Below are 20,773 nucleotides of genomic sequence, written 5' to 3' on the forward strand. Positions count from 1 at the left end.
CGGGCTCAGCGGGCGGTGTCGGCGACGGCCTGGGCGAAGACCTCGGAGCGGTGCTCGAAGTTGCGGAACCGGCCGTAGCTGGGCGCGGCCGGGGACAGCAGCACCACCCCGCCGGCCGGGGTCACCTCGCGGGACAGCCGGACCGCGTCCACCAGGTCGTCGACCAGTTCGGTACGCACCTTCGGCAGGCCGGCGAGCACCTCGACGATCCGGGTGCCGCTGTCCGGAATCCCGATGACTGTCAGCTCCCGCTCGGCCAGGTGCTCGGCCAACGGCGTGTAGTCCAGCCCTCTGTCGTTGCCTCCGACGATCACCGTCAACGGCCGCCCGTCGTACGCGTCGATGGCGTGCATGGCCGCGTACGGGCTGGTGGCCAGTGTGTCGTCGACGAACGTCAGCCCGGACGGGTCGGTGATCTCGGTGAGCCGGTGGGCCAGCCCCTGGAACTCGGCGACCGCGACGGCCAGGTGGTCCTTGCCGGCTACCACGTCCACGCCGAGCGCGTCGAGCACGGCGAGCGCGACACAGAGGTTGCCCTCGTTGTGCCGGCCGACCAGCGGCAGCACGGCACGCGGGAAGAGCGGCTGGTCACCGACGTGGAACCACTGCGTGCCGTCGACGCCGGTGGCGACGTGGGTGGTGTCGGGGCGACCGGCCCGGATCGCCGACAGCTCACCCAGCTCCGCGGCGAGCCGGGGGTCGCCGCCGTTGACCACGATCGTCTGCGGGTCGTGGGCGAGCAGGTTGAGCTTGTCCCGGTAGTACTCCCGTTCCCCACCGTGCGCGTCCAGGTGCTCGGGGAAGAGCGCGGTGACCACCGCCACCCGGGGCGAGTCGGTGAGGTCGCTGCACTGGTAGCTGGACAGCTCCAGCACGTACAGCTCCGCGTCCGGCAGGTCCAGGGTCGGCACCCCGATGTTGCCGCCGAAGACGTTCGGTTTGCCCATCGCGGTGAGCAGGTGACTGATCAGGCTGGAGGTGGTGCTCTTGCCCTTGCTGCCGGTGACCCCGACGGTGCGCGCGGCGTGGTCGGCCATCCACAACGCGGTGCCCTGGGTCACCAGGATCCCGCGGCGACGCAGCTCGATCAGCCACGGGTGGGTCTGGGGCACGCCCGGGGAGCGGACCACCACGTCGGCGGCGGCCAGCCGTTCGAAGCCCGCCTCGCCGGTGACCAACGGCGCCGCCTCGGCCAGGGGGCCGTCCCAGGGCAGCGACAGGAAGTTCGCGCTGTCGTCCACGGCGACCAGCTCGGCCGGGCCGTGCGCGGCGATGGCGGTCACAGCGGCCCGGCCCTCCCGACCGGTGCCCCAGACGGCGACGGTACGTCCGCGCAGGTCAGAAAGGCGCACGGGGCTCTCCTCGTGGGTCACGGCGGCGGCAGGGCGGGCCCGGTCCGGACACGGCCGGACGAACCAGGGCCTAGTATGGCGTGTGCCCAACGAGCAGCTCCGGCGGATGGACGCCTTCACCTTCCCGTCCTACTCGATCGACTTCGCCACCGGCGAGGTGTTGTTCGACTACGCCCTGACCGGCCCGGCCGGTGAGCAGCGGTTCACCGAGGTGATCACGCTCCCGCTGCCGGCGGAACCGCCCTCCGACGAGACGGTGGCGACCCTCGACCGGGTGTTGGAGGTGCTGCACCTCGTCGCCGGGGTCAGCTACTACAAGGCCGCCGCGCCGCCCCGACTCGTGCTGCCGGCGCCGCTGGGCGCGGCCACCGTCGACTACGTCACGACCGTCTACACCAAGGGCCTCGCTGAGTACGCGTACCGCAACCAACTGCCGCACGTGCTCGAGCTGCGCCCGGAGGTTCCGGCCGGCACCCCGGAGTCGCCCCGGGTGTACGACGACTCGGACCGTCGCCCGCTCTCGGCGGTCGGCGGCGGTAAGGACTCGATCGTCAGCCTGGAGGCGCTGCGCCGCGCCGAGCTGGACCCGGTGCCGTTCTCGGTCAACCCGAACCACGTGATCGTCGCTGTCAACGAGGCGTCCGGGCTGGTCCCGCTGGCCGCCCGGCGGCGCATCGACCCGGTGCTGTTCGACCTGAACGCGGCCGGCGCGTTGAACGGGCACATTCCGGTCACCGCCATCAACTCCCTGATCGCGGTGGCCACCGCCGTCCTGCACGGGCTGGGCCCGGTGGTGATGTCCAACGAGCGTTCGGCGTCCGACCCGAACCTGGTCTGGAACGGCCACGAGATCAACCACCAGTGGTCCAAGGGCGTCGAGGCGGAGGGGCTGCTGCGCGCGTCGCTGGCCGAGCACGCCGGCCTGACCGACCCGTACTTCTCCCTGCTGCGTTCGTTGTCCGAGCTGCACATCGCGCGGCTGTTCGCCGAGTTCACCAGGTACGACGACGTGGTGACCAGCTGCAACCAGGCGTTCAAGCTGCGCGACGCGAGTGAGCGCTGGTGCCGTGACTGCCCGAAGTGCCGCTTCGTCTTCCTGGCCATGGCGCCGTTCATGCCGCGCGAGCGGGTGGTGGGCATCTTCGGGGGTGACCTGCTGGCCGACGAGTCGCAGATCCCCGGCTACCGCGAGTTGCTGGGCGTGGACGGGCACAAGCCGTTCGAGTGCGTGGGCGAGGTCGAGGAGTCGGTGGTGGCCCTCGGCCTGCTCGCCGAGCAAGACCAGTGGCGCGACGCCCCGGTGATCCAGGCCCTGGTCGACGCCGTCCCGGAGACGGCCTGGTCCGCGGTGGCCCACTCGGACGTCTTCACCCCCGGCGGCCCCAACCACATCCCACCCACGTACGCCAAAGCCCTGAATTCCCTCACCTGACTCGGAAGTGGGCCCACTTTCCCCAGTCGGCCCCGCCCCGCCCCGCCCCGCCCCGCCCCGCCCCGCCCCGCCCCGCCCCGCCCCTGGGGAGTGTGCCCCTGCTCCTTTGGAGCTGATGTCGTAAACGAATCAGGGCGCGGTTGAGCCGAGCCGGGCCGGGCCGACCCGAGCCGACCCGAGCCGAGCCGAGCCGACCCGACCCGACCCGAGCCGAGCCGAGCCGGGCCGGGCCGGGCCGGGCCGGGCCGCGCGATTCGTTCACGACATCAACTCGATAGCGTGCCGGCCCTCTATGCCACCACTACGCCAGGCCGACCCCGCCCCCGTCGATCATGGCGTTCTGGTGGGCGCAATAGACGTTTTCGCGCCTTCTGCCGCCCACCACAACTCCTTGATCGACGCGGGCGGGGCTTGGGTGGGGTGGGGTGGGGTGGGGTGGGGTTAGGGGGTGCGGACTGCTTCCAGGGCAAGTAGGGCTACGTGTAGGGAGAGGCTGGCCTCCACCGAATCCAGGTCCACGTCGAGGATGCGGGCGATGCGGGCCAGGCGTTCGTAGAAGGCCGGCCGGGACAGGTGGGCGGCGGCGGCGCCGGCAGACTTGTTACGGCCCTGCTCCAGGTACGCGCGCAAGGTGTCGAGCAACTGTTCCCGGGGGTGCCGAGCGTCGTACTCCAGTAGCGCGCCGAGTTCGCGTTCCACGAACGTCTGCAGGCGGGGCTCGTCGCGCAGCAGGTGCAGCAGCCCGGCCAGGCCGACGTGCGGCAGCCGGAAGGTCGGTAGGTCACGCCGGTCCCGACGGGCCGCCTCGGCGATCTGCCGCGCCTCGACCAGCGACCGGCGGGCCTCCCGCAGGGTGCCCACCCCGGAACCGGCGGCCACGATCACGGCACCCGGGCCAGCGCCCCGGAACGGGTCGACACCGACCCCCGACCGAGCGGCCTCGACACCGGACGCCGCGCGGGACGCATCTACGCCGAAGCCCGTACGGGCCGGATCGGCGCCGACCGCCGCACGGGAAGCGTCGGATGCGGGACGGGACACGTCGACGCCGGAGGCGGCCCGCGCCGGTTCGACACCGGGCGCCGGTCGGCCGGTGCCGGCGTCGAGGCGTACCCGACGAAGGGCGCTGGCGAACGCGGACAGCGCGCGATCCTCGGCGGCCGGGTCCGGCAGGGCCAGCAGCGCGCCCACCGAGTGGTCGTCGACGGCGCTGGTCAGCGCGGTCAGCTTCGCCTCCCGCAGGGCCTGGCCGACCGCCTCGGAGAGATCACGTAGCCGGGCCTGACCGGCCTCGGGGCCGACCTCCCCCGCAGGGTCGTCGGCGCGGTGCCGGACCATCACGCCGACCAGGTGCCGTCGGTCGAGCACCACGCCGAGCGCCTTGGCCCGCAGCCCCACCTCGTCCACCGGACGGGAGTGGTCCAGCAGCGCGGTGAGCAGGGTGCGGTGGATCTGCCGTTCCAGGCCCTCGGCGTCGCGGCGGATCAGCCGGCCCAGCGCGAGGGTGGACGCGGCCCGCTCGATCAGGATGGTGAGCCGGGTCGGCGAGCCCGCTGCCGGTTCGACGGCCCGGGCGCTGGGCACGTCCCCGCTGGCCGGCCAGCGCAGCAGCAGCCGACCCCAGTCCTGCCCCCGAGCGCCGACGGTGGTCACCAGCCAGCCGCTGTCCGCGTCGTACGCGGTCCGCCCGGCCGGGCGGATCCGCCGGGAGTGCTGCTCCCAGCCGTCCAGCAGCAGCTCAGCGCTCTCGCCCGCCGGGTCGTACCCGAGCACCTGCCGGGACAGGTTCTCCAGCACCACTGGGCAACCGGACAGCTCGGCGGCCTGGCGGATCACCTCGGCGGCGTCGGCGCCCTCGACGGACAGGTCGTTGAACCGCTGGTGGATCTCCTCGGTGGCGCGCAGCTCGGTGAGCTGCGCGTCGACGATGAGCGCGTGCACCGCCTCGGTGATCCGGACGAACGGGGTGGCCCGGCGCAGCTCCACCAGGGGCAGCCCACGCCGTTCGGCGGCGGCGGCCATCACCCGCGGCACACCGCTGACGTACCGGCGGCCCAACTCGACGACGAGCCCGGAGACTCCGACGTCGGCGAGGTCGCCGATGAACGCGCGCAGCCCGGCGTCGTCCCCGGGCAGGCCGATGCCGGTGGTGAGCACCAGTTCGCCACCGCCGAGCAGGGTGGCGATGTCCGGCACCTCGGCGACGTGCACCCAGCGGACGGGTCGGTCCAGCCCTTCGTCGCCGGCGACGACGCGTGGCGCGCCGTGGCGGACCGGGTCCAGGGCGAGGACCTCACGGACGGTAGGGAACACGGCCGCCACGCTACCGTCCGTTACGCCGGAACTCGACTTGGCACCGGCGCGAGGGGTCAGTCGACGCCGAACTCCATGGCGGCGCGGTCGAGCGCCTCGTCCTCCGCCGAGGCGACGCCCCGGGACGCGATGGCTTCCGCGCCACCCTCGGGCATCGCGCCGATCAACCCGGTCGAGGCGGCCTGCGCGGCCCCGATCATCCGCTGCGGGTTCCCGCCGCCGACCAGGCCGAGGGAGGCGTACTGCTCCAGCTTCGACCGCGAGTCGGCGATGTCCAGGTTGCGCATGGTGAGCTGACCGATCCGGTCCGACGGGCCGAACGCCGAGTCCTCGGTACGCTCCATCGACAGCTTGTCCGGGTGGTAGCTGAACGACGGGCCGGTGGTGTCCAGGATCGAGTAGTCCTCGCCCCGGCGCAGCCGCAACGTCACCTCGCCGGTGACCGCCGTGCCGACCCACCGCTGCAACGACTCGCGCAGCATCAGCGCCTGCGGGTCCAGCCAGCGGCCCTCGTACATCAGCCGACCGAGGCGGCGACCCTCGTTGTGGTAGTTCGCCAGGGTGTCCTCGTTGTGGATGGCGTTGACCAGCCGCTCGTACGCGTAGTGCAGCAGCGCCATCCCGGGCGCCTCGTAGATTCCCCGGCTCTTGGCCTCGATGATCCGGTTCTCGATCTGGTCCGACATGCCCAGGCCGTGCCGGCCGCCGATGGCGTTGGCCTCCAGCACCAGGTCGACGGCGCTGCCGAACTCCTTGCCGTTGATCGTGACCGGGCGACCCTGGTCGAAGCCGACGGTGACGTCCTCGGCCTGGATCTCCACCGACGGGTCCCAGAACCGCACACCCATGATCGGGTTGACAGTCTCGATGCCGGTGTCGAGGTGCTCCAGGGTCTTCGCCTCGTGCGTGGCGCCCCAGATGTTGGCGTCTGTCGAGTACGCCTTCTCGGTGCTGTCCCGGTAGGGCAGGCCGCGTTCGAGCAGCCACTCGGACATCTCCTTGCGCCCACCCAGCTCGGTGACGAAGGCGGTGTCGAGCCACGGCTTGTAGATGCGCAGCATCGGGTTGGCCAGCAGGCCGTACCGGTAGAACCGCTCGATGTCGTTGCCCTTGAAGGTCGAGCCGTCGCCCCAGATCTGGACGTCGTCGGCGACCATCGCCCGCACCAGCAGGGTGCCGGTCACGGCGCGGCCCAGCGGGGTGGTGTTGAAGTACGCCCGCCCGCCGGTGCGGATGTGGAAGGCGCCGCAGGTCAACGCGGCCAGGCCCTCCTCGACCAGGGCGGCGCGGCAGTCGACCAGGCGGGCGACCTCGGCGCCGTAGCTGAGCGCGCGGCCGGGCACCGAGGCGATGTCGGGCTCGTCGTACTGGCCGATGTCGGCGGTGTAGGCGCAGGGAATGGCGCCCTTGTCGCGCATCCACGCGACCGCGACCGAGGTGTCGAGGCCGCCGGAGAAGGCGATGCCGACACGTTCGCCGGTGGGCAGGGAGGTGAGAACCTTGGACACGGGGAAAATTATGCAATAGAACGCATGGCCATGCAAGCCGAAGGGGTCTACTCGCCGCCGAAAGGCGGATCCTCGCGGCCCAGCTCCCAGAACGCCACCGCCGCCGCGGCGGCCACGTTCAACGAATCCACGCCACGCCGCATCGGAAGGACCACCCGCACGTCGCTGGCGGCCTGGGCCGCCGCGGTGAGCCCTGGCCCCTCGGCGCCGAGCAGCAGGGCCGCCCGCTCACGCTGCGCCGGGGTCAACCGCTGGATCGGTACGGCGTCCGGCGCGGGCGTCATGGCGAGCACCGTGAAGCCGGCCTCCCGTACCTGGTCCAGGCCCTCGGGCCAGCGGTCGAGCTTCGCGTACGGCATCGCGAAGACCTCACCCATGCTGACCCGGACACTGCGCCGGTACAGCGGGTCGGCGCAGGACGGCGACAGCAGCACCGCGTCGATGCCGAGCGCGGCGGCGCCCCGGAAGACCGCTCCGAGGTTGGTGTGGTTGTTCACGTCCTCCAGGAGCACGACCCGGCGCGCGGCGGCGAGCACCTCGGCCGCCGTCGGCAGCGGCCGGCGGTGGAACGACGCCAGCACCCCCCGGTGTACGTGGAAGCCGGTGGCCCGTTGCAGCACGTCCTGTGTCGCGGCGTAGACCGGCGCGTCGCCGGTGTCCAGGTCGGCGAGCTGGTCGACGCGCTTGGCGTCGACCAGGTACGACCGGGCCGGGTAGCCCGCGCGCAGCGCCCGGCGCAGCACCAGCTCCCCCTCGGCGATGAACAGGCCGTGCGGTGGTTCCCAGCGGGTGCGCAGCTCGACGTCGGTGAGCGCTCGGTAGTCGGCGATCCGGTCGTCGTCGGGGTCGGTGATCTGGTGGACGGGCACCCGACGATTCTGCCGGACGCGGAGCAGTGCGCTTCGACGCCCGTCCGGCGGGGTGTTTTGTCCGAAGAAGAAGGGGAATGACCGGCGGGCATCGGACGGAACGGGAAGGACCAGCCAGGTGAGCGCAGACGACACCACGGCGGGCGAAGCGGGCACTCTGCCCCGGCGTCCGACCGTCGCCGACCACATCGTGTCGCGACTGTTCAGCTGGGGCGTACACCGTTACTTCGGCTATCCCGGCGACGGCATCAACGGCATGACCTCCGCGCTGCAACGCACCAACGGCCGCGCCCAGTTCATCCAGGTCCGCCACGAGGAGACCGCCGGCTTCGCCGCCTCCGCGCACGTCAAGTACGGCGGCGGGCCGCTGGGCTGCGCGCTCGTGACCAGCGGACCGGGCGCGATCCACCTGCTCAACGGCCTGTACGACGCGAAGCTCGACCACCAGCCGGTGATCGCCCTGGTCGGGCACACCGCGACCACCGCCGAGGGCGGCGGCTACTACCAGGAGGTCGACCTGCTCGCCCTCTACAAGGACGTGGCAGCGGCGTTCCTGGCCCAGCTCGACCACCCGGCGCAGGTACGCCACCTGGTCGACCGGGCGTGCCGGACGGCGCTGGCCCGGCGCACCGTCACCGCCCTGATCCTGCCCCTGGACCTCCAGGACGAGCCGGCCGTACCGAACCCGCCGCACGCGCACGGCTACTACCAGACCAGCAACGCGCCGAGCAGCACGCCGACGGTGCCGCCCGAGGCGGACGTACGCCGGGCGGCCGAGGTGCTGCGCGGCGGGCAGCGGGTGGCCATGCTGGTCGGCCAGGGTGCCCTCGGCGCGCGCGACGAGGTCCGCGAGATCGCTGATCGGCTCGGGGCCGGCGTGGCCACAGCGCTGCTCGGCTTCACCGCCGTCGACCACCGCGAACCCTGGGTGACCGGCGCGATCGGGCTGCTCGGCACCCGACCGAGCTGGCAGCTGATGAGCGGCTGCGACCGGCTGCTGATCGTGGGCAGCAACATGCCGTACTCGGAGTTCTATCCGCAGCCCGGGCAGGCCCGCGCGGTGCAGATCGACCTGGACGGCACCCAACTCGGGCTGCGCTACCCAACCGAGGTGAACCTGACCGGCGACGCCCGCCCCACGCTGCGGGCGTTGCTGAACGAGCTGGGCCCCGGCCCCGGGCCGACCGCCTGGCGGGCGGAGGTCACCGAGGCCACCTCGGCGTGGCGTCGGGTGCAACACGACCTGGCCGAGCAGGCCGCCGACCCGGTCAACCCGCAGTTGCTCTTCCACACGCTGAACGAACGGCTGCCCGACGACGTGCTGCTCACTGTCGACTGCGGCACCACCACCGCCTGGTACGCCCGACACATCCAGGTACGCCCCAGCATGCTGGCCAGCCTCTCCGGCACGCTGCTGTCCATGGGCGGCGCCATGCCGTACGCGTTGAGCGCCAAGTTCGCCCACCCGGACCGGCCGCTGGTCGCGCTGATCGGCGACGGCGCCATGCAGATGAACGGCGTCAACGAGCTGATCACCGTGGCGAAGTACTGGCGCAGCTGGACCGACCCACGCTTCGTGGTGCTGGTTCTCAACAACCGGGATCTGGCGTTCGTCAGCTGGGAACAGCGCTCCACCGAGGGGACGCCGATGTTCCCGGACAGCCAGCAGTTGCCGGACATCGCCTACCACCAGTGGGCGGAAGTGCTCGGGCTGCACGGCGAGTTGATCGACTCACCGGATCAGGTACGCGACGTCTGGGACCGGGCGCTCACCGCCGACCGGCCGGTGGTGATCAACGCCCTGGTCGACCCGGCGGAGCTGATGCTGCCACCGCACTTCACCGTCGAGCAGGCCCGCAAGACCGCCGCGGCGGTGCTGCGCGGCGACACCGACTGGGCCGGAATCATCCGCCGCGGCCTGCCAGCCACCCTGGCCAGCTACCGCCCCCGCCGCCGCGACCGCTAACCCCGGCCCCGGCCCCGGCCCCGGCCCCGGCCCCGGCCCCGGCCCCGGCCCCGGCCCCGGCCCCGGCTCCGCGATCTTGCACTTTCTGCACCGACAAAAGAGGGCAAAAGGGTTCTTGTCGACGACCGAAAGTGCAAGATCGCGGGGGTGAGGGCGGGAGGGGCGGGAGGGCGGGAGGGCGGGCGGGGGGTTAGCCTCGGCGGTCTAGCCAGCGCTGGAGGGCTGAGCGGGGGTCGTCGGTGGTGGGGTCCTGCCGACGTTCCGGGACCTTTGGGCGCTCCACCGGGCGGTGCGGGTCGCCGGCCAGCTCGTGGCTCGGGGCGGCGAACGCCTTCTCCGGCTGACCCTTCACGGCCGTGGCGATGACCCGGGCGACCGCGTCGATCACCTTCGTCTGCACCGCCGAGCCCACCGAGTCGGCCGGGTCGTCCGGGTTGGCGGCGATACCGGCAACCGCGACCTGCGGGGTGAAGCCGACGAACGTCTCGGTGGAGTTCTGCTCCGAGCTACCCGTCTTACCAGCCACCGGTCGGCCGTCGAGGATGTCGTTCACACCGGTGGCGGTGCCGCCGTTGCACTGCCCGAACGCCGACTGCTGACCCACCGGGCAGCGCGCCGCGTCGGTCGCGGCACGGGCGACGTCGGCGTCGAGCACCCGCTCGCAGGAGGGCTGCCCCACCGGCACCTTCGTGCCGTCCGCGCCGGTCACGGAAACCACCGGCACCGGCGTGCAGTAGGTGCCCTCGGCGGCCACCGTGGCGTACGCGTTGGCCAGGTCCAGCGGGGTGGTCGCCGCCACACCCAGGGTGAACGAACCCCAGTTCGCGGCGTTGTTCTTGGCGAAGGCGGCGTCCGAGTCGGCGCGGAACGTGATGCCGAGCCGCTGCGCCATCTGGACCACCTTGTCCTGGCCGACCTGCTCGGCCAGCCAGACGAAGTAGGTGTTCACCGAGCGGCCGAAGCCGTCCCACATCATCCGGTACCCGTCCATCCAGTCCGGGTTGGCGTTCGCCGGGCACCAGCGGCCGTCACAACTGCCCGGCCCCTCGGCGGCGTACCGGGTGGGCAGCTTGGCGGGCGCGTCGAAACCGGTGGAGAGGGTACGGCCCGACTCCAGCGCGGCGAGCATCGTGAACAGCTTGAACGTGGAACCCGCCTGGTACCCGTCGACGCTGGCACCGCCGGAGATCAGCGGGTTGACGGTGTTCGGGTAGTTACCCTGCCCGGCCGGGTTGTCGGCGAGGCTGTAGTGCCTGTTGACCGCCATCGCCAACACCCGCCCGGTGCCCGGCTGGACCGCCGCGATCGGCAGGGCGCGCTTGTTGTCGTAGGAGTAGACCTTGGTGGCCTGCTGCTGCGCGGTGGCCTGGATCTTCGGGTCCAGCGAGGTGACCACCGTGTAGCCGCCCGAACGCAGTGCCTGCTCGCGCTCCGCGACGGTGGCCCCGAAGGCCGGCTGGGTCAGCCACCACTGGCGCAGGTAGTCGCAGAAGAAGCCCCAGTCGTCGTGGCCCTGGGAGACAGCGGTGCAGCCGTTGGGCTGAGCGGTGGCGTGCAGGGCCAGCGGCTCCGCCTTGGCCTGGGCGGCCTGCGCGGCGGTGATCGCGTTGGTGGCGACCATCGAGTCCAGCACGTACGACCGGCGGGTCAGCGCCTCGTCCTTGTCGCCGCTGATCGGGCTGTAGGCGTCCGGGGACTGCACCAGACCGGCCAACAGGGCCGACTCGGCGAGGGTCAACTGCGCCGGGGGCTTGCCGAAGTACCGCTGGCTGGCCGCCGCGATCCCGTACGCGCCGGAGCCGAAGTAGGCGATGTTCAGGTACCGGTCGAGGATCTCGTCCTTGCCGAGGCTCTTGTCCAGCGCGCTCGCGTACCGGATCTCCTGGATCTTGCGGCCCACCGTGGGATCGGTGGCGGCGGCGCGCTCCTCGGCGGTGCGCGTGGGGTCGGTCTTGAGCACGTTACGGACGTACTGCATGGTCAGCGTCGAGCCGCCCTGCTCGGTGCCGCCGCCCTTGACGTTGGCCACCAGCGCCCGGGCCAGACCGCGAAGGTCCGCGCCACCGTGGTCGTAGAAGCGTCGGTCCTCGGCCGCCACGATCGCCTGCCGCATGACCGGGGCGATCTCCGAGAGGGGGACGTCGGTGCGGTTCACGTCGTAGAACGTGGTGATCAGCGTCTTGCCGTCGTTGGCGTAGAGGTACGAACGCTGCGGCGTGGCGGGGGTCTTCAGCGAGGCCGGCAACGCGGCGTACGACCCGAGCGCGGAGCGGGCGGTGAGCCCGAGCAGCAGGTTGCCCGGCAGCGCGGCGACGGCCAGGACAAGCCCGGCCAACACGCCGGCGAGCAGCACTGTGAACAGCCGCGACAGCGGCGAGCGGGGGGCGGCCATGCTCCCCAGGATTGCCATGAAAGCCGCCAACCGACCACCCCCACCCCGCGATTGTCAGCAACTTCACGCCCACCCACCAGCCAACTCCCACCCCCGCGCCCTGCACCAGTTGCTCAGGGTGATCAAGAGGTTTGCGTCAGGAAAGGGCCTTCGGCTGACGCAAACCTCTTGATCACCGGCCAGTAGGCGAGGCTTAAGGCAGGTGGGTGGGTTAGGGGTTGGGGGTACTTAGGCTGGCGGTGGCGGCGTCTCTGGCGGTTTCGCGGGGCATCAGGCGGCCGGAGCGGTAGCCGATGCCGATGCCGGCGATCAGCACGAAGATCGCGCCGAAGGTCTGCAACGAGCCGATCAGGGCACCGCCGAGACCGAGCAGCGGTGCGGCGATGATCAGCATGACGCCGTCGCCGAGGCTGAAGGTGCCCGAGCGGGCCACCGCCCACCCGGTGAGGAACCAGCCCGCGCTGTAGAACGTCGCGCCGAGCAGGACCAGCGACCGCGCGGTGGCGCCGAAGACCGGCGTCTGCTCCTCGAACCCGGCGAACGGCAGCATCAGCACGGTGCCGGCGATGCTGACCAGCAGTCCGGCGGCGGCCACCCGGCGGCTGCGGGTCGCGGCCAGCAGCCCGGTGAGGGCCAGCAGCGCGAGCAGGCCGAGCCAGACCGCTGCCACCCAGCCGATCAGGTACACCGCCTGGCCGTCGGCCGGGTAGGGGTCGTTGCCCACCCCTCCGTCGCTGGCCATCGCCACCGCGCCGTAGAGGATGGCGTACGCGGGCAGCAGCCAGACCGCCGCGCGTGCGAACCGACGTACCGAGAAGGCCCAACTGGCGTTCGTGGCGGGGGCGCCCGGGGTCGGCTCGCCGACGAAGGGCAGTACGCCGAAACCGCCACCGCTGCGGCGGGAGCCCAGCGGGGCGACCGGGTCGTGCGCGCCGGGCACCGGGGCCGAGGACCACATCCGATTCGCCGGATCCTTCATGCGTCACCTCGCTCGTCGTCGAGCGGTGCACCGACGCGCCGGGGCGCCCCGATTGCCTGGTCACCACCCGTCCTAGGACCGATCGTGGCAGGCGTCGGAGCGCCCCATGAGTCTTTCTCGTATTTAGCCGACCGGGCGGCCCGCGTACCGGATCAGCCGCGCTCGCGCTGGTCGGCCGGGTCCTCGGTCAGGCTGGCCGGAGACACCGGCTCCGGTGCCGGCAGCCCCTGCGGCTTGTTGCCGCCGGTGGCCTGCGCCTCGGCGACGCGTACCTCGTCGTGGATCTGCTGAGCGGCGTCCGCCGCGGCCTGCGCCGCCTCCGCGGCCTCGCGCTCCACCTGGCTCGCGTGTTCGGCCGCCTCCGGAGCGGGCAGGTCCCCCACCATCTGGCTCAACCCACCGAGCGCGCCGCCCATCCCCTCCAGGGCCTTGGTCAGCTCGGCCGGAACGATCCAGACCTTGTTGGCGCTGCCCTGGGCGATCTGCGGCAGAGCCTGCAGGTACTGGTAGGCGAGCACCTTCTGGCTCGGGTTGGCCTGGTGGATCGCGTCGAAGACCGTACGGATCGCCTTCGCCTGACCCTCGGCCTGGAGGATCCGAGCCTGCCGGTCACCGTCGGCGCGCAGCACCGCCGACTGCTTGTCACCCTCGGCGGTGAGGATCACCGACTGCTTGTGCCCCTCGGCGGTCAGGATCGCCGCACGGCGGTCCCGCTCGGCGCGCATCTGCTTCTCCATCGAGTCGCGGATGCTGGCCGGCGGCTCGATCGCCTTGATCTCGACCCGGGTCACCTTGATGCCCCAGCGGCCGGTGGTCTCGTCCAGCACACCCGAGAGGTGCCTGTTGATCTCGTCCCGGCTGGTCAGCGCCCGCTCCAGGTCGAGCGAACCGATCACGTTACGCAACGTGGTTACGGTCAGCTGCTCGATGGCCTGGAGGAAGCTGGAGATCTCGTAGGTCGCCCGGACCGAGTCGACCACCTTGAAGTAGAGGACCGTGTCGATCGAGACCACCAGGTTGTCCGAGGTGATCACCGGCTGCGGCGGGAAGCTGACCACCTGCTCCCGCATGTCGACCTTGGTACGGACCGCGTCGATGAACGGCACCAGCAGGTTGAGGCCGGGGCTGAGGGTGCGCTTGTACTTGCCGAGCCGTTCCACCACGTCCTGGCGTTGCTGCGGAACGATCCGCACCGCCTTGGCCAGCGTTATCACGGCGATCAACGCCACCGCGATCACCACCACCCCGATTAAGGTCATCCCGTTCACCCTCTCGATTCCGGCAGCTCGCCGGAGGAAGAAACATCGTCCTGCCACACCAGGGCGGTCGCGCCCCGGACCTTTATCACCCGAACCCGTTGACCGGGGTCGTAGACCTGCGTCGTGTCGTACGACCGGGCGCTCCACAACTCACCGTCGATCTTGACGAGGCCGTGCTCGGCGTCCACCCGTTCCAGCACCAGCGCCGTGGAGCCCTCGATCGCCTCCACGCCGAACGGCTGCTCACCGCTCTCCAACGCGGAGCGGCGGTGCCGCCGGATGACCGGCCGGACCACCACCAGGCTCAACGCCGACACCACGGCGAAGACCAGCGCCTGCACGGCGACCGGCGCGCCCAGGGCGGCCGCACCGGCGGCGGCGAACGCACCGGCCCCGAACATGATCAGAAATAGCGTCGTCGTGAAAATCTCGGCGACGGCCAGCAGCACACCCAAAACGATCCACACCACGGCGTCCACCCCCCGATCGTGACACGCAAATGCACGCGCGGCCTCCCCACGAAGATCAGTAGGCTCTGCGGGACCCTTTCCGGCCCGTCAAAACACCACGAATCGGCGGCCCGACCCGAGGAGATCCCGTTGACCCTGTTACCCGAGACCGCCCGACAGATCGACACCCGGGCCGCCCAGGCACAGGCCGACGGTCACACCCCGTCGCTGGTGCTGGGCGTGGTCCGCGACGGCACGCTGGCGCACGTGGCAGTCGCCGGCGAACACCCTCGCCCAGATGTCGACCTGCAGTACCGGGTGGGCTCGATCAGCAAGACGATGACCGCCACCCTGATCATGCAGTTGCGCGACGCCGGACGACTGGCCCTGGACGACCGGCTGGAGCAACACCTGCCGGGTACCGGTGTGGGCGCGCTCACAGTACGTCAACTGCTCGGCCACGCCAGCGGCATCCAACGCGAACCCGATGGCGACTGGTGGGAGCGGGCGGCGGGCGTCGACCTCAACACCCTGCTCGCCGCTGTCGACGCCGACAAGATCGCCTACCCGTCGCACCGCGCGTACCACTACTCCAACCTGGCGTACGGACTGCTCGGCGGGTTGCTCGAACGGCTCACCGGGACACGGTGGGCCGACCTGCTCGACGAACGGATCCTCACCCCGCTGGGCCTGCGCCGCACCACCTACGCGGCCACCGAGCCGTACGCCCGCGGCTACGTCGTCCACCCCTGGCACGGCACGTTGCGTGAGGAACCCCGTACCGACACCGGCGCCATGGCCCCCGCAGGCCAGCTCTGGTCGACGATCGAGGACCTGGGTCGCTGGGCCGCGTTCCTGGCCGACCCGGACCCGTCGGTGCTGGCCGCCGAGACGCTGACCGAGATGTGCGCCCCCGTGGTGATCAGCGACCTCGACTCCTGGACCGGCGGACACGGCCTGGGGCTGGAGCTCTACCGCGACGGCGAGCGCGTGTACGTCGGGCACGGCGGCTCGATGCCCGGGTACGTGGCCGCCCTCATGGTGCACCGGCCCACCCGCACCGCGGTGGTCGGCTTCGCCAACTCGTACGGCTTTCCGATCACCGGGCTCGGCCGCCAACTGCTGACCACAGTGCTCGACACCGAGCCGGCGTTCCCGCAGCCGTGGCGGCCGACCACCGCCGCGCCTGATCCCGAACTGGCCGAGCTGACCGGCCGCTGGTGGTGGATGGGCACGTCGCTGGACCTGAGCTGGGACGCGGGTGACCTGGTGGCCCACGTACGCGGTGAGCGGGTGAGTCGGTTCACCGCCGAGGGGACGGACCGCTGGCGGGGACGCTCCGGCCCGGAGAACGGCGAGATCCTGTCGGTGCTGCGCGACGACGACGGACGGGCGCGAGCGGTCGACATCGCCACGTTCGTCTTCACGCGCAGCCCCGACGAGGTTCCCTGACCAACGGAGGGCGGCCCGGAGGAGCAGGCGGTCAGGCCGGTTCGGTGACGAAGTCGATGAGGCGTTCCATCGCGTTGATCAGCGGGGTCTCCACGTCGGCGAAGCTGTTCACCCGGGACAGGATGTGCCGCCACATGTCGGCCGGCTCGGCCACACCGAGGGCCGCGCAGACCCCCTCCTTCCACGGCCGCCCCGGCGGCACCACCGGCCAGGCAGCGATGCCCAACGCGGCCGGCTTGACCGCCTGCCACACGTCCACGTAGGGGTGCCCGGTCACCAGCACGTGCGGCGAGTTCACCCGGGCGACGATCCGGCTCTCCTTGCTGCCCGGCACCAGGTGGTCGACGAGCACGCCGAGTCGTCGGGTCGGGCCGGGGCCGAAGTCGCGTACCTCGGCGTCGAGGGCGTCGATGCCGTCCAACGGCTCGACCACCACGCCCTCGATCCGTAGGTCGTCGCCCCAGATCCGCTCGACCAGCGCGGCGTCGTGGATGCCCTCCACCCAGATTCGGCTGGCCTTCGCCACCTGGGCCCGGACATTGTCCACGGCGACCGAACCGGACGCGGTCCGCCGACGGGCCGCCGGCACCGGGGCGCGGGTCGGACGGCGCAGCGTCACCGGGCTGCCGTCGAGCAGGAACGCCGCCGGCAGCAGCGGGAAGTTGCGCCGTCTACCTTGCCGGTCCTCCAACACCACAGCGCCGGCCTCGAAGCCCACCACCGCTCCGCAGAACCCGGAGTCGGCGTCCTCGACCACGAGATCCGGTTCGGCGTCCACCTCGGGGGTGACCTTGCGCCGTCGCCAGTCGCCCGCCAACACGTCCTCGCCGTATCGCCCCGCCATGTCGATCACGCTAAACCCAGCCCGCGCCCACCCGGGCCCCCGACACACCGCTCCGCCCTCCGACCGCCGACCACACACCCGCGCCAGGGAGCGGGGATTGGGGCGAACAGGGCAGTTGGGGGCAGGCCGGGCGACCGGAGCGGCAGCCGAGACAGGGCCGGTCGTGACCACGTACCCTTTCGGCATGTCCACCCCCGCAACGGGCGCGGCCACACTCGCGCCGCGCCGGTCCAGCCGGTTCGTTGCCTGGGTGCGCGCGTGGCGCGCCGGGTTGGTGCCCTACGACGAGGTCGCCGACGCCATCGCCGGCGACGAGGAACACCTCGTTGCGGACGCCCCGGGCACCTGGACCGACGTGCCGCTGGGCGCCGCGCTGCCCACCCTGGCCAAACTCTCCCCGGACGAGATCCGCCTGGTGCTGCCCGCGCCGGGCGACCCGAGGGGTTTGCCCGGCCCCGGCGACTTCGCCGGTGCGGCGCTGGTCACTGGCGAGGCGGTGGTCGCCGGCGGGCTCGGGTTGATCCCCCAGGTGCGGCTGCACACCTCCGGCTCCGGGGACTGTTTCGAGACGGTGCTCTGGCGGGTCTACCCGCTGCCGGCCAACGCCGCCGCCGCGTCACTCTCGTTGCCCGGCGCCGCCGAGGCGGAGGCCGAGTTGGCCGCCGCGCTGGCCGAGACGACCGCCGTGCTGACCCGCCTCGACGTCGCCCAGTGGCGGCCCGAGCTGGCCGGCGCGCTGGCCGCGCTCCGCCGCCCGGACGGCACCACCGACCTCCCACCGGGCTTCGACCCGCGGGCCCGCCGGCTCTTCGCCCGGGCCGCGGTGCTCGACCGGGTGCTGGCGTTGGCCGGGCACGCCGCCCCGGGCGGCGCGATCAACAACTACGAGGCGCAGCAACGGGACGCGGCACTACGGCCACTCACCGCAGCCTGCCGACAGGCGCTGGTGGCCGCCTGCAACGCCCCCCTGCGCCCCTGACCAGACCGCGCCACGGCACCGCCACAAGCGCCACGGCACCGCCACGAGCGCCACGGCACCGCCCCGCCGCCCATGATCGTGCTCGATCCAGGATGTAGTGGCCTCCTACGGAACGGTGACCACTACATCCTGGTTACAGCACGATCATCATCGCCAGCGCGGCACGACCATCAGCGCCAGCGCGGCACGATCAAGCAAGCGCCGCCCGACCAGCGCCGCCCCGACCAGCGCCGGCACCACACGGCCGCGCGGCGGGCCGAGGGACGAGGGGCGACCGGGGCTGGTCAGATCTCGTCGAGCAGGTCCGCCACCGAGTTGATGATCCGCGACGGGCGGTACGGGTAGCGCTCCGCCTCGGTGCGGCTGCTGATCCCGGTGAGCACCAGGATCGTCTCCAGCCCAGCCTCCAGGCCGCACAGGATGTCGGTGTCCATCCGGTCACCGATCATCGCGGTGCTCTCCGAGTGCGCGTTGATGGTGTTCAGCGCCGAGCGCATCATCATCGGGTTGGGCTTGCCGACGAAGTACGGTTCGACCCCTGTCGCCTTGGAGATCATGGCGGCTACCGAGCCGGCGGCGGGTAGCGCGCCCTCCACGGACGGGCCGGTCACGTCGGGGTTGGTGCAGATGAACCGGGCGCCGTCGTTGATCAGGCGGACGGCCTTGGTGATCGCCTCGAAGCTGTAGGTGCGGGTCTCGCCGAGCACCACGTAGTCGGGGGCGAAGTCGGTCAGCACGTAACCGACGGCGTGCAGCGCCGTGGTCAGCCCGGCCTCACCGATGACGTACGCGGTGCCACCCGGCCGCTGGTCGGCGAGGAACTGGCCGGTGGCCAGGGCGGAGGACCAGATCGACTCCTCCGGCACGTCCAGCCCCATCCGGCTGAGCCGGGCCGTCAGGTCCCGAGGTGTGTAGATCGAGTTGTTGGTCAGCACCAGGAACGGCTTGCCGGAGGCGCGCATCCGGTTGATGAACTCCGGCGCGCCGGGCACCGGCTGGCCCTCGTGCACCAGCACGCCGTCCATGTCGGTCAGCCAACTCTGTACGGGCTTACGGTCATGCATGATGATCCTCAGAGGTCAGGGGCGACGGGTCGGCACGCAACAGACGGTGGGGCAGGTGTCCCACATGGGCAGCTCGCCCAGGCGGCGGCGCAGCTGCGCGCCGTCCGGGTCGGTCCGCTCGGTGACCAGCTCACGCACCATGGTCACGAAGCGCGGGTCGGTGCCCGGCGTGCCGGCCCGGACGAAGTCCAGGCCGAGCTGCTTCGCCGTCTCCAGCGCTTCGGTGTCCAGGTCCCACACGACCTCCAGGTGATCGGAGACGAACCCGATCGGGCTGACCACCACACCGGTGGTGCCGCCCTGCGCGAGGGCGGTCAGGTGGTCGTTGATGTCCGGTTCCAGCCACGGCACCTGCGGCGGGCCGGAGCGGCTCTGCCAGACCAGGTCGTACGCCAGGTCGGGTGCGGCGGCCGCGGCGACGAGCCGGGCGGTCTCGTGTAGCTGCGCCTCGTACCGGCCGCCGTGCGGGCCGGCGTTCGCCGCCATCGAGGTGGGGATGGAGTGGGCGGTGAAGACCAGCCTGGTGGTGTCCCGCTTCGCCGGGTCGAGCTGGCCCAGCGCCGCCCGGACGGCGTCGACGTGCGGCTCGACGAAGCCGGGGTGGTCCCAGAACTGACGCAGCTTCTCGATCACCGGGGCGTCCGGGCCGACCGCGGCACGGGCTGCGGCGATGTCCTCCTGGTACTGCCGGCAGGACGAGTAGCCGCCGTAGGCGCTGGTGACGAAGGCCAACGCCCGGGTGATCCCGTCGTCGCGCATCTGGGTCACGGTGTCGGCGAGCATCGGGTCCCAGTTGCGGTTGCCCCAGTAGATGGGCAGGTCGACACCGTGCGCGTCGAAGTCGGCGCGGACGGCGGCCAGCAGGTCACGGCACTGCTGGTTGATCGGGGACACCCCACCGAAGTGCTGGTAGTGCTCGGCGACCTCGACCAGTCGTTCGGGAGGCACACCCCGGCCCCGGGTCACGTTCTGCAGAAACGGCATCACGTCCTCGGGCCGCTCGGGACCGCCGAAGGACACCAGCACCACCGCGTCGTACGACATGGGGTCATTCTTGCCCCTCGGCCGGGACGTCCCGGCGACGCCCCCTGGTCCGGATGCGTAGATCACGCGGACGGTGACCAGGGAGCGTCACGGCACAGCGTCAGGAGCCGATGGCGTGGTAGCCGCCGTCGACGTGGACGATCTCGCCGGTGGTGGCCGGGAACCAGTCGGAGAGCAGCGCCAGGCAGGCCCGCGCGGCGGGCTCCTGGTCGGTGAGGCTCCAGCCCAGCGGGGCACGCTCGGCCCAGGCTTCCTCGAACTGGTCGAAGCCGGGGATCGACTTCGCGGCGATGGTGCGCAGCGGCCCGGCGGCGACCAGGTTGCTGCGGATGCCCTGCTTGCCCAGGTGCATGGCGAGGTAGCGGGACGCGGACTCCAGGCCGGCCTTGGCCACGCCCATCCAGTCGTAGACCGGCCACGCCTTCGTCCCGTCGAAGGTCAGGCCGACCACCGCGCCGCCGGGCGACATCAGCGGCAGCGCCGCCATGGCCAGCGACTTGTACGAGAAGGTGGAGACGTGCAGGGCGGTCGCCACGTCCTCCCAGGGCGCGTCGAGGAAGCCGCCGCCGAGGCAGCTCTGCGGGGCGAAGCCGATCGAGTGCACGACACCGTCGAGGCCGTCGACGTGCTCGCGTACCCGGTCGGCGAGGCCGGCCAGATGCTCGGTGTTGGTGACGTCCACCTCGATGACCGGCGCCGGCTCGGGCAGCCGCTTGGCGATCCGCTCGACCAGGGAGAGCCGGCCGTAGCCGGTGAGCACGACCTGCGCGCCATTTTCCTGAGCGAGCTTCGCCACCGAGAAGGCGATCGAGGCGTCGGTGATGACACCGGTGACGAGCAGTCGCTTACCGGCGAGCAGTCCGGACATCGC

Annotated in this window: 16 protein-coding genes; 4 read left to right on the top strand and 12 right to left on the bottom strand. The window is 71.8% G+C overall.

Going from position 1 to position 20,773, the window contains the following annotated elements; genetic code table 11:
• Positions 1 to 5: 5 nt before the first annotated feature.
• Positions 6 to 1,352 carry a UDP-N-acetylmuramoyl-L-alanine--D-glutamate ligase gene (gene murD / locus OHB44_RS23740; RefSeq protein ID WP_266304998.1) on the bottom strand — a complete coding sequence of 449 codons (1,347 nt, stop codon included), beginning with the start codon at positions 1,350 to 1,352 and terminating at the stop codon, positions 6 to 8.
• An 82-nt stretch (positions 1,353 to 1,434) separates the two neighbouring features.
• Between murD and OHB44_RS23745 the strand changes: the two genes are divergently transcribed.
• Entirely contained in the window at positions 1,435 to 2,784 is a 1,350-nt protein-coding gene (locus OHB44_RS23745; protein WP_238687064.1) for a hypothetical protein, read from the top strand.
• 441 nt (positions 2,785 to 3,225) lie between these two features.
• Here the strand turns inward: OHB44_RS23745 and OHB44_RS23750 are convergent, their stop codons facing one another.
• From OHB44_RS23750 to OHB44_RS23760, 3 genes are read right to left on the bottom strand one after another with little or no spacing between them, the layout of a single operon-like run.
• Positions 3,226 to 5,097 (bottom strand): PucR family transcriptional regulator, encoded by a 1,872-nt coding sequence (locus OHB44_RS23750; protein ID WP_442932622.1) that lies wholly within the window; start codon positions 5,095 to 5,097, stop codon positions 3,226 to 3,228.
• A 56-nt stretch (positions 5,098 to 5,153) separates the two neighbouring features.
• On the bottom strand, positions 5,154 to 6,605 hold the full coding sequence (gene argG / locus OHB44_RS23755) for an argininosuccinate synthase (protein ID WP_238682615.1): 1,452 nt from the start codon (positions 6,603 to 6,605) through the stop codon (positions 5,154 to 5,156).
• A 47-nt stretch (positions 6,606 to 6,652) separates the two neighbouring features.
• On the bottom strand, positions 6,653 to 7,501 hold the full coding sequence (locus tag OHB44_RS23760) for a TrmH family RNA methyltransferase (protein ID WP_238682682.1): 849 nt from the start codon (positions 7,499 to 7,501) through the stop codon (positions 6,653 to 6,655).
• A 91-nt stretch (positions 7,502 to 7,592) separates the two neighbouring features.
• On the opposite strand from OHB44_RS23760, the gene OHB44_RS23765 reads away from it, so the two are divergent.
• Positions 7,593 to 9,440, top strand: coding sequence for a thiamine pyrophosphate-requiring protein (locus OHB44_RS23765; RefSeq protein WP_330438338.1), 1,848 nt, complete (start codon positions 7,593 to 7,595; stop codon positions 9,438 to 9,440).
• Between the two features lie 190 nt (positions 9,441 to 9,630).
• Here the strand turns inward: OHB44_RS23765 and OHB44_RS23770 are convergent, their stop codons facing one another.
• The 4 genes from OHB44_RS23770 to OHB44_RS23785 all read right to left on the bottom strand — a co-directional run bounded on the left by OHB44_RS23770 (position 9,631) and on the right by OHB44_RS23785 (position 14,549).
• A complete protein-coding gene (locus OHB44_RS23770) occupies positions 9,631 to 11,832 on the bottom strand; it encodes a transglycosylase domain-containing protein (RefSeq protein WP_330438339.1) in 2,202 nt (733 codons plus the stop codon).
• A 211-nt stretch (positions 11,833 to 12,043) separates the two neighbouring features.
• On the bottom strand, positions 12,044 to 12,811 hold the full coding sequence (locus OHB44_RS23775; RefSeq protein ID WP_330438340.1) for a hypothetical protein: 768 nt from the start codon (positions 12,809 to 12,811) through the stop codon (positions 12,044 to 12,046).
• Positions 12,812 to 12,963: 152 nt separating this feature from the next.
• A complete protein-coding gene (locus tag OHB44_RS23780) occupies positions 12,964 to 14,070 on the bottom strand; it encodes an SPFH domain-containing protein (protein WP_238682619.1) in 1,107 nt (368 codons plus the stop codon).
• A gap of 5 nt (positions 14,071 to 14,075) precedes the next feature.
• Positions 14,076 to 14,549, bottom strand: a complete 474-nt coding sequence (locus tag OHB44_RS23785; RefSeq protein ID WP_238682620.1) for an NfeD family protein — start codon at positions 14,547 to 14,549, stop codon at positions 14,076 to 14,078.
• A 120-nt stretch (positions 14,550 to 14,669) separates the two neighbouring features.
• Here OHB44_RS23785 and OHB44_RS23790 point away from each other — a divergent pair, with 120 nt between their 5' ends.
• Positions 14,670 to 15,971, top strand: a complete 1,302-nt coding sequence (locus tag OHB44_RS23790) for a serine hydrolase domain-containing protein (RefSeq protein ID WP_330438341.1) — start codon at positions 14,670 to 14,672, stop codon at positions 15,969 to 15,971.
• A gap of 31 nt (positions 15,972 to 16,002) precedes the next feature.
• Here OHB44_RS23790 and OHB44_RS23795 read toward each other — a convergent pair whose 3' ends face one another.
• Positions 16,003 to 16,815, bottom strand: a complete 813-nt coding sequence (locus OHB44_RS23795) for a DUF3097 domain-containing protein (RefSeq protein ID WP_330438342.1) — start codon at positions 16,813 to 16,815, stop codon at positions 16,003 to 16,005.
• A gap of 184 nt (positions 16,816 to 16,999) precedes the next feature.
• Here OHB44_RS23795 and OHB44_RS23800 point away from each other — a divergent pair, with 184 nt between their 5' ends.
• Complete coding sequence (locus OHB44_RS23800; protein WP_091403871.1) at positions 17,000 to 17,794, top strand: hypothetical protein; 795 nt, start codon at positions 17,000 to 17,002, stop codon at positions 17,792 to 17,794.
• A gap of 284 nt (positions 17,795 to 18,078) precedes the next feature.
• On the opposite strand, the gene OHB44_RS23805 is transcribed toward OHB44_RS23800, so the two are convergent.
• The 3 genes from OHB44_RS23805 to fabI all read right to left on the bottom strand — a co-directional run bounded on the left by OHB44_RS23805 (position 18,079) and on the right by fabI (position 20,770).
• Positions 18,079 to 18,858, bottom strand: coding sequence for an HAD-IIA family hydrolase (locus OHB44_RS23805; protein ID WP_091403868.1), 780 nt, complete (start codon positions 18,856 to 18,858; stop codon positions 18,079 to 18,081).
• Between the two features lie 15 nt (positions 18,859 to 18,873).
• Positions 18,874 to 19,902 (bottom strand): ferrochelatase, encoded by a 1,029-nt coding sequence (locus OHB44_RS23810; RefSeq protein WP_330438343.1) that lies wholly within the window; start codon positions 19,900 to 19,902, stop codon positions 18,874 to 18,876.
• A gap of 100 nt (positions 19,903 to 20,002) precedes the next feature.
• Positions 20,003 to 20,770 carry an enoyl-ACP reductase FabI gene (gene fabI, locus OHB44_RS23815; RefSeq protein WP_330438344.1) on the bottom strand — a complete coding sequence of 256 codons (768 nt, stop codon included), beginning with the start codon at positions 20,768 to 20,770 and terminating at the stop codon, positions 20,003 to 20,005.
• Positions 20,771 to 20,773: the final 3 nt, after the last annotated feature.

This window comes from Micromonospora sp. NBC_00821, from assembly GCF_036347035.1.
Lineage (GTDB): Bacteria > Actinomycetota > Actinomycetes > Mycobacteriales > Micromonosporaceae > Micromonospora > Micromonospora hortensis.